The organism is Halovulum dunhuangense (assembly GCF_013093415.1).
GTDB classification, from domain to species: domain Bacteria; phylum Pseudomonadota; class Alphaproteobacteria; order Rhodobacterales; family Rhodobacteraceae; genus Halovulum; species Halovulum dunhuangense.
In genome coordinates this window covers 1-7087 of record NZ_JABFBC010000011.1, presented here as the reverse complement: position 1 = coordinate 7087, position 7087 = coordinate 1, and the positions used below count along the sequence as shown (strand labels likewise).

At 70.1% G+C, this 7087-nt stretch carries 6 protein-coding genes; all 6 read right to left on the bottom strand.

Going from position 1 to position 7087, the window contains the following annotated elements; genetic code table 11:
• The coding region (locus HMH01_RS17570) for a 2-oxo acid dehydrogenase subunit E2 (RefSeq protein ID WP_246237482.1) at window positions 1-854 on the bottom strand (854 nt) is incomplete at its 3' end.
• An 11-nt stretch (window positions 855-865) separates the two neighbouring features.
• Window positions 866-2290: an NAD-dependent succinate-semialdehyde dehydrogenase gene (locus HMH01_RS17565; RefSeq protein ID WP_171327103.1), complete on the bottom strand. Its 1425-nt coding sequence runs from the start codon at window positions 2288-2290 to the stop codon at window positions 866-868.
• Between the two features lie 18 nt (window positions 2291-2308).
• Window positions 2309-3661, bottom strand: a complete 1353-nt coding sequence (locus tag HMH01_RS17560) for a biotin/lipoyl-containing protein (protein ID WP_171327102.1) — start codon at window positions 3659-3661, stop codon at window positions 2309-2311.
• Entirely contained in the window at window positions 3651-4646 is a 996-nt protein-coding gene (locus HMH01_RS17555; RefSeq protein WP_171327101.1) for an alpha-ketoacid dehydrogenase subunit beta, read from the bottom strand. Before HMH01_RS17555 ends, HMH01_RS17560 begins: the two co-directional genes overlap by 11 nt.
• Window positions 4647-4656: 10 nt before the next feature.
• Window positions 4657-5595 (bottom strand): thiamine pyrophosphate-dependent dehydrogenase E1 component subunit alpha, encoded by a 939-nt coding sequence (locus tag HMH01_RS17550; protein ID WP_171327105.1) that lies wholly within the window; start codon window positions 5593-5595, stop codon window positions 4657-4659.
• Between the two features lie 187 nt (window positions 5596-5782).
• A complete protein-coding gene (locus HMH01_RS17545) occupies window positions 5783-7081 on the bottom strand; it encodes a M24 family metallopeptidase (protein WP_171327104.1) in 1299 nt (432 codons plus the stop codon).
• Window positions 7082-7087 lie beyond the last annotated feature (6 nt).

Below are 7087 nucleotides of genomic sequence, written 5' to 3'. Positions count from 1 at the left end.
TCTGCGATGAGGTTTGCGTGGAGCGAGAGGAACCTTGCGGCGTCTGCGCCGTTGAGGGCGCGGTGGTCGTAGGAGAGGTCGAGGGGTGCCATGGGGACGGGGCGGGGGGTGTTGCCGTCCCAGGCGGTGACGGTTTCGGTCCGGGTGATGCCGAGGATGGCGATTTCCGGGGGGTTTACGATGGGGCTGAAGGCGGTTCCGCCGATGCCGCCCAGGTTGGTGATGGTCATGGACGCGCCGCCCATCTCGTCGGGGCCGATCTTGCGGGCCTGGGCGCGGGCGGCCAGGTCGCCGATCTCGCCTGCGATCTGCCACAGGCCCTTGGTGTCGGCGTCGCGGATGACGGGGACCATCAGCCCGTGGGGCGTGTCCACGGCGATGCCTATGTGGACGTAGTCCTTCAGGATCAGCCTTGTGCCGTCGGCCGACAGCGAGGCGTTGAACTTCGGGAACGCCCTGAGCGCGCGGGCGAGGGCTGCGACATGGAAGGCGAGCGCGGTCAGCTTCACGCCGCGGGCCTGCGCCTCGGGCTTCCATTCGGCGCGGAGCGCCTCGATGGCGCTGACATCGGCGCGGTCGTGATGGGTCACGGCCGGGATCAGCGCCTGGGCGGCGGCCAGGTTGCGGGCGGCGACCTGGGCGAAGCGGCTCATCGGTTCTTCGGTGACGGGGCCGTATCGCGCGTGGTCCACCTCCCAGAAGGCGGTGTCGCCGGCGGGGGCGGGGGCGGGCGCGCCGCTCTCCAGGTCTTCGGGGCCGATGGTGGTGCGCCCGAGGCGCCTGGCCAGCGCGTCGATGTCCACGCCCTTCCGAAGGGCCATGCGGCGGGTGGAGGGGCTTGCCGAGATGTCCATGATCGTCCCCCTTACCAGCTGGCCGAGATGTACTGGGTTTCCATGAACTCGAGCATCCCCTCATGCCCGCCCTCGCGGCCCAGCCCCGACTGCTTGGTGCCGCCGAAGGGGGCCGCGGGGTCGCTGACCAGCCCGCGGTTCAGGCCGACCATGCCGTAGTCGAGCCGTTCGCAGACCTGCATGGCGCGGCGGAAGTCCTGGCTGAAGACATAGGCGACCAGCCCGTATTCGGTGTCGTTGGCGCGGCGGATCGCGTCCTGCTCGTCGGTGAAGGTCTGGATCGCGGCGACGGGGCCGAAGATCTCGTCGCGCACGCATTCGGCGGTCTCGGGGACGTTCGACAGCACCGTGGGCGGGTAGAAGAAGCCCGGGCCGTTCGGCACCACGCCGCCGCATTCGAGCTTCGCCCCCCTGGCGAGCGCATCCGCGACGAACCCGGCCACCTTGTCGCGGGTGGCGGCATTGACCAGCGGGCCCACATCGACCGAGGGATCGGTGCCGTCGCCGACCTTCAGCGCCGACATCCGTTCGGTCAGCCGCGCGGTGAACTTCTCGGCGATGCTGTCATGGACATAGATGCGGTTGGCGGCGGTGCAGGCCTCGCCCAGGTTGCGCATCTTGGCCAGCATGGTGCCCTCGATGGCGGTGTCCATGTCGGCGTCCTTCAGCACCAGGACGGGGGCGTTGCCGCCCAGTTCCATCGCGGGCTTCAGCACCTGGTCGGCGGCGGACTTCAGCAGCTTGCGGCCCACGCCCGTCGAGCCGGTGAAGCTGACCACCCGCACGCGGGGGTCGTGCAGCATGTGATCGACCAGCGCGCCGGTCTTCCTCGAGGGCAGCACGTTCACCAGCCCCTTCGGCACGCCGGCCTCTTCCAGCAGCGGCATCAGGGCCAGCATGGTGAGCGGGGTTTCGGACGCCGGCTTGACGATCACGCCGCAGCCGGCGGCCAAGGCGGGGGCGATCTTGCGGGTGCCCATGGCGGCGGGGTAGTTCCAGGGCGTGATCAGCACCGCCAGCCCCGCGGGCTTGTGCTGCACCAGGATGCGCGCGCCGGAAGCCGGGGCATGGGTGATCAGCCCGTCGGCGCGCACGGCTTCCTCGGCGAACCAGCGGAAGAACTCGGCGGCGTACGTCGCCTCGCCCATGGCGTCGGCGCGGGCCTTGCCGTTTTCCAGGGTGATCAGATGCGCGAAGTGATCGAGCCGCGCGGTCATCAGCTCCCACGCGCGGCGCAGCACTTCCGAGCGTTCGCGCGGCTTGCGCGCGGCCCAGTCGGCCATGGCGCGTTCGGCCGCGTCGAGCGCGGCATCGGCATCGGCGATGTCGGCCGAGGCGACGGAGGCGAGCACCGCCTCGGTGGCCGGGTTGACGACGTCGAAGCGGTCGTCGGTCCTGCGCCAGGCGCCGTCGATGTAAAGGTCGGTATGGTCCATCTGGGTCAACCCCGTCGGTCAGAGCAGGTGGCGGAGCGGCTGCTCCATCCGGCCCGCGAACTCGGTGAGAAGCCGGATCGCCGCGCCCGCATCGAGGGCGGTGGCGGCGCATTCCAGCGTGATCGAAAGCCCCGCGCCGTCGCGCGTGACGGTCAGGACCGGGGCGGCCTCGGCCCCCATCGCGACCGCGGTCAGCGGCGTTGCGCGCAGGTCGCGCAGGATCAGCGCGGGCGCGTCGTCGGTGGCCGTGACCCCCGCGAGATGCCGGCCGGGGGGGACGGCGAAGGCGCGGGATGCGCCGAAGCGCTCGACCGCGACGGTGACGCCGCCCTCGGCGCCAAGGCTTGCGCCGGCAAGCCCCGCGAGGATCGCGTCGGCATCCTTCAGGCCCCGGTTCCCGGCGGCCCAGGCGGCGAAGTCCGCGAAGCCGTCGGCGGCGCAGGCGGCGGTCAGGCGGCGCGGTGCCTCCATGGCCTGCGCCGGGGCGGCTGCGGGCAGGGCGCGCAGCACGTCCAGATCGGCCGCGTGATAGGGCTGGGGATGGCCCGCCTCGGCCAGGCGGGCCAGGTCGAGCCCCTGTTCCATCGCCAGCCGCCGCGCCTTGGGCGAGGCGAGGATGCGCCCGCCGGACGCGGCCGGGGACGCCTTGGCTGCGGCGGCGGGTTTGCGCGCCGGACCGGGCGCCGGGGCCGCCTCAGCCGGAGCCTCAGCCTCAGCCGGGGCCGGGGCCGCTTTGCCGTCCTTCACGGCGCGGGCCACCGGCGCGTCCGGCTTCTCGTCCGCGATGATCGCCACCGGCTGGCCCGTGGGCACCTCCTCGCCGGCCAGGGCCAGGGTCGCGGCCAGCCAGCCGTCGCGGCCCGCGGCCACCTCCATGGTGCTCTTGTCGGTCTCGACCTCGAAGAGCACGTCCTCGGCCGCGACCCTGTCGCCGGGCTGCCTGTGCCAGCCGACCAGCAGGCCCGTGTCCTGGGCCATGCCAAGCTGGGGCATGGTGACGGGGTGCCCCTCGGGCAGGGCGTCGGCGGTGCCGGCCCCGGGTTCGGCCCCGGGTTCTGCGGGGGGTTCTGCGGCGGCCGCATCCCCGTCGCCCCCATCGCCCTCGGCGCTGTCGGTGATCCGGGCGATCACCTGGCCCACGGGGACATCCTCGCCGGCCTTGGCGGCGACCCCGGTCAGGTAGCCGTCGGCGGTCGCCTCGACCTCCATCACCGCCTTGTCGGTCTCCACCTCGAAGAGCGCGTCGCCCTTCGCCACCCGCTCGCCCGGCGCCTTCAGCCAGGACACGATCCGCCCGGCATCCTGGGCCATGCCGAGCTGGGGCATGGTCACGTCATGCGGCCCGGAACCGGAGGTTTCATCATGCGGCATGGATCAGCTCCCCGGCGCACAGCTTGCGGGCGTTCGCGGCCACCGCCTCGGGGGTGGGCACGGTCAGGTCCTCCAGCGCCGGGCTGAAGGGCACCGGCACGTCCATCGCGCCCATGCGCAGCACCGGCGCGTCGAGATGGTAGAACGCCTTCTCGTTCAGCCGGCTGGCGATCTCGGCGGTGACGCCGTAGCTCTGGTGGCCCTCGTCGATCACGATGGCGCGGCTGGTCTTCCGCACGCTTTCCAGCAGCCGCGCCTCGTCGAGCGGCACGATGGTGCGCGGGTCGATCACCTCGGCCTCGATCCCGTCCTTTTCCAGGAGAACGGCCGCCTTCAGGGCCACCTGCACCATCGAGGAGGTGCCGATCAGCGTGATGTCGGCGCCCTGCCGCAGCACGTTGGCCTGCCCGAAGGGGATCAGGTATTCCTCTTCCGGGACCGGGGCCTTGTCCTGGTACATCAGCTTGTCCTCGAAGATGACGACCGGGTTGTTGTCCCGGATCGCCGTCTTCATCAGCCCCTTGGCCTCATAGGCCGACGACGGCAGCGCCACCTTCAGCCCCGGGATGTGGGCGACCAGCGCCTGGAGCGACTGCGAGTGCTGCGCGGCCGAGCGCCGGGTGGCGCCCAGGTTGGTGCGCAGCACCATCGGCACGGTCAGCTTGCCGCCCGACATGTAATGCTGCTTGGCCGCCTGGTTGCAGAGCTGGTCCATCACCAGGTAGATGAAGTCGCCGAACATCAGGTCGACGACGGGCCGCGCGCCGGTCATCGCCGCGCCGACCGCCATGCCGACGAAGCCCGGCTCCGAGATCGGCGTGTCGATCACGCGGGCGGTGCCGAACTCCTCGACCAGGCCCGACAGCACCTTGAAGGGGGTGCCCGCCTCGGCCACGTCCTCGCCCAGGACAAAGACCGTGGGATCGCGGCGCATCTCCTCGCGCAGCGCCTCGTTCACGGCCTGGGACAGGGTGATCTCTCTCATGGTGCGCTCCTCAGTCCGCGAAGACATGCATGTCGACCTCGTGGGCCGGCGGGTAGGGGGCCTTCTCGGCATAGGCCACGGCCTCGGCCGCGTCCCGGGCGATCTCGGCGTTCATCGCCTCGATCTCGTCTTCGGTGGCGATGCCCTCGCTCACCAGGAAGCCGCGGAAGCGGATGATCGGGTCGCGGTTCTCCTTCCAGTCCTTCTCCTCGGACTTCGATCGGTAGTACTCGCGGTTGATGTCGCCCACATGGTGGCCGTGGTAGCGATAGGTCATCAGCTCCAGGAAGAACGGGCCCTCGCCCTTGCGGGCGCGCGCGACCAGCTCTTGCGTCAGCGCGTTCACCGCCAGCACGTCCTGCCCGTCGACCTGGTGCGCCTCGATCCCGAAGGCCTCGGCCCGCGCGGTGATCGAGCCGGCCGCGATCTCCTCGGTCCTGGTGTATTCCGAGTAGCCGTTGTTCTCGCAGGCATAGATCACCGGCAGCTTCCACAGCGCCGCCATGTTCATCACCTCGTACATCAGCCCCTGCGCGGTGGCCCCGTCGCCGAAGAAGCAGACGGTCACGTCGTCCTGGCCCAGGAGCTTGGCGCGCAGCGCCGATCCGGTGGCGATGCCCATGGAGCCGCCGACGATGGCGTTGGCGCCCAGGTTGCCATGGCTCTGGTCGGCGATGTGCATGGACCCGCCCTTGCCCCGGCAATAGCCCTCGGCCTTGCCCAGCAGCTCGCAGAACATCGCCTTGAACTCGGCGCCCTTGGCCACGCAATGGCCGTGGCCGCGATGGGTCGAGGTGATCCGGTCCGCGTCCGTCAGCGCCTCGCAGATGCCCACCGCGACGGCTTCCTCGCCGGAATACATGTGCGTGAGCCCCGGCATCTTGGCCGACAGGTAAAGCTGGTTGGCGTTGTCCTCGAAGGTGCGGATGCGCACCATCTGGCGGTACATCCGCAGGTAGTCGCCCGTGTTGGTGCCCGCATCGGTGCCCGCAGCGGTCTTCGTCGCGGTCTTCGTCCTGGTCCTGGCCTTGGTCATGTCGCGTGTCCTCTGGCGGGGCCCGGGCCGAGGCCCGGTCTACGGTGCGCCCCGTAGACCGGGCCCTGGCCCGGGGGCCCGGTCCCTCAATACCTGTCCCTCAGTACCGGTTGGCGATCGGCAGTTCCTCGGCCGGGAACAGGCTGATCACCTCGCAGCCGGTCTCGGTCACGACGACCTCCTCCTCGATGCGCGCCGCCGAATAGCCGTCCGCGGCCGGGCAATAGGTCTCCAGCGCGAAGACCATGCCGGTCTGGATCTCCATCGGGTGATCCAGGCTGACCGCGCGGCTGATGATCGGGCGCTCGTGCAGCGCCAGCCCCAGCCCGTGGCCGAACTGCAGCCCGAAGGCCGCGTCCTCGTCCGGAAAGCCGAACTCCTCCGCCTTCGGCCAGACCTCGGCCACCTTGTCGGTGGACACGCCCGGCCTGATCATGGCGATGGAGGCGTCGATCCATTCCCGCGCCTTCACATAGGCGTCGTTCTGCGCCGGCGTCGCGCGGCCGATGTTGAAGGTCCGGTAGTAGCAGGTCCGGTAGCCCTGGTAGCTTTGCAGGATGTCGAAGAAGGCCTGGTCGCCGGGCCGGAACAGCCGGTCGGTGAAGTTGTGCGGATGCGGGTTGCAGCGCTCGCCGGAAATGGCGTTGATCGCCTCGACATCGTCCGAGCCCATCTCGTAGAGCATCTTGTTCGACAGCGCGACGATGTCGTTCTCGCGCACGCCAGGCTTCAGCTCCTCGTAGATCATGTGATAGACCCCGTCGACCATCGCGGCCGCCTGGGTCAGAAGCTGGATCTCGTCCCAGTTCTTGATCTCGCGCGCCGCCAGCATGATCTGCTGGCCGTCCACGACATGAAGCCCCTCCTCCTGCAGCGCGTGGAACATCGCCGTCTCGGCATAGTCCACGCCCACCGGCATGTCGCCCATGCCCGCGTCGCGGATCAGACCCGCGATCTCCCTGGCATACTTGCGCATCAGCCCGAACTCGGGCGGGATCGTGCCGCGCATCCCCACCACGCCGGCCCGGCAATGCTCGGGCACCAGCCAGTCCGAGAACTTCCGGTGGTGCATCGCCGCCGAACCGAAGTCCCACACATAGGGCGCATCGTCCCCCGTCAGCAGGCAGAAACGGCACATCTTGTCCCGCTCCCACTCGCCGATCTTGGTCGCCGAGACATACCGGATGTTGTTCACGTCGAACAGCAGAAGCGTCCCAGCATCCGACGCCCGCAACGCCTGACGCGTCCGCGCAAGCCGGTACCGCCGCAAACGGTCATGGTCGATCCGACGCTCGAAATCCACCGACGTGTGACCCCACGCCGGCAAACGACCCTCCCATCTCCAGTTCGGCTCAAGATCCTGCGGCGTCAGCAGGTTCGGCAAAAGCGCGCGTGACATGTGCAT

Excerpts from the sequence above, each read along its gene's own strand:
- HMH01_RS17560 (WP_171327102.1), bottom strand. The coding sequence starts at position 3,661 with ATGCCGCATGATGAAACCTCCGGTTCCGGGCCGCATGACGTGACCATG.
- HMH01_RS17545 (WP_171327104.1), bottom strand. The coding sequence starts at position 7,081 with ATGTCACGCGCGCTTTTGCCGAACCTGCTGACGCCGCAGGATCTTGAG.
- HMH01_RS17550 (WP_171327105.1), bottom strand. The coding sequence starts at position 5,595 with ATGTACCGCCAGATGGTGCGCATCCGCACCTTCGAGGACAACGCCAAC.
- HMH01_RS17565 (WP_171327103.1), bottom strand. The coding sequence starts at position 2,290 with ATGGACCATACCGACCTTTACATCGACGGCGCCTGGCGCAGGACCGAC.
- HMH01_RS17555 (WP_171327101.1), bottom strand. The coding sequence starts at position 4,646 with ATGAGAGAGATCACCCTGTCCCAGGCCGTGAACGAGGCGCTGCGCGAG.